The sequence below is a fragment of the Leisingera sp. MMG026 genome (assembly GCF_021654205.1).
In the GTDB taxonomy this organism is placed as follows: Bacteria; Pseudomonadota; Alphaproteobacteria; order Rhodobacterales; family Rhodobacteraceae; genus Leisingera.
Window position 1 is genome coordinate 1 of the sequence record NZ_JAKFZM010000118.1, and the last position, 1,412, is coordinate 1,412.

Consider the following 1,412-nt stretch of genomic DNA (forward strand, 5'->3'; position numbering starts at 1 on the left):
TTACGAGTTCTCTCTGGAGGAGCATGTCCCGTAAGATCATCTGCTGCGATCACTTGACCGGCATCTCGATCTGAGCAGCATCCGGGGTCATCTGGCGGGTTTCTACAGCCGCACGGGCCGACCATCGGCCGATCCTGAACCAATGATCCGCATGCTTGTGGTTGGCTACTGCTTTGGCATCCGATCCGAACGGCGGCTTTGCGAAGAGGTGCATCTGAACCTGGCCTGCCGCTGGTTTTGCCGCCTTGATCTGACTGACCGCATCCCGGATCACTCGGCATTCTCCAAGAACCGGCACGGCCGCTTCCGCGACAGTGATCTGCTGCGTCATGTTTTTGAGACGACTGTTGAAAGATGCGTGCCGGAAGGGCTTGTCGGTGGCCAGGGGGTCGCCGTGGATGCCAGCCTGATTGTTGCGGATGTTCAGAAGCAGAACTCCAGCAATCCCGAAGAATGGGTGGCCAGGGAGATCGATCCCAATGATATATCACGGGCGGTGCGCGAGTATCTCGGCACTCCCGATGACGCAGCATTCGGTGCGGCCGGTGAGACAACACCCAAGTTCACGGCACATGCCGATCCCGCCAGCCAATGGACCGCGGCTCGCAAAGGACCTGCATTCTTTGCCTATTCAGACAATTACCTGATCGACACGGATCATGGGATCATTCTTGACGTGGATGCCAGCCGCTCGTTCCGGCAGGCAGAGGCGGGTGCCATGCGCAAGATGACCGGCCGGACGGAAGAGCGCTTTGGCCTGAAGCCTGATCGGGCCGCAGCGGACACCGCCTATGGCTCATCTGATAATCTGGTTTGGCTGACGCTCAAGCGGAAGATACTCCCGTTCATTCCGGTCTTTGATCATTCAAAGCGCAAGGATGGCATCCGGTCGCGATCCGACTTCACATGGGACGAAGAAAATGACCGCTACATCTGCCCGGAAAGTAAAGAACTGCGCCACACCCGGCGAAATTATTCTGATCCCAGAAGACACAACCCCAAGCCCGGCCGCCGCCAGTACCGCAGCTCAAAACTCGACAGCCAGACCTGCCTATCGAAGCAGAAATGCTGCCCCGACACTGCAACGCGCAGCATCAATCGAGACAAATATGAGATCGTGAGAGACTTCGCCCGGCTCTGCACGGCCTCCGGCTACAACCCGACCGCCCAGAGGCGGCGTAAGAAGGTCGAATTGCTCTTCGCGCACCTCAAACGCATCCTCGGGCTGGGGCGGCTCCGGCTACGAGGCCCATGTGGCGTCCAGGACGAGTTCACCTTAGCAGCCACCGCCCGGAACCTCAGGAAACCGGCCAAACTGAAGCCAATAGTGCCTGCCGCTGCGTAAAAAGAGCGGTGCAACCACAGATTACTCCAGGAAATCAGGTCCATAACCCCGGGTATGCCGCCAAAAA

Annotated in this window: 1 pseudogene; it reads left to right on the plus strand. The window is 58.5% G+C overall.

Going from position 1 to position 1,412, the window contains the following annotated elements:
- Nucleotides 1–1,345 (plus strand): annotated as a pseudogene (locus L1069_RS23690) (IS1182 family transposase); the annotation flags it as partial.
- Between the last annotated feature and the right edge of the window lie 67 nt (nt 1,346–1,412).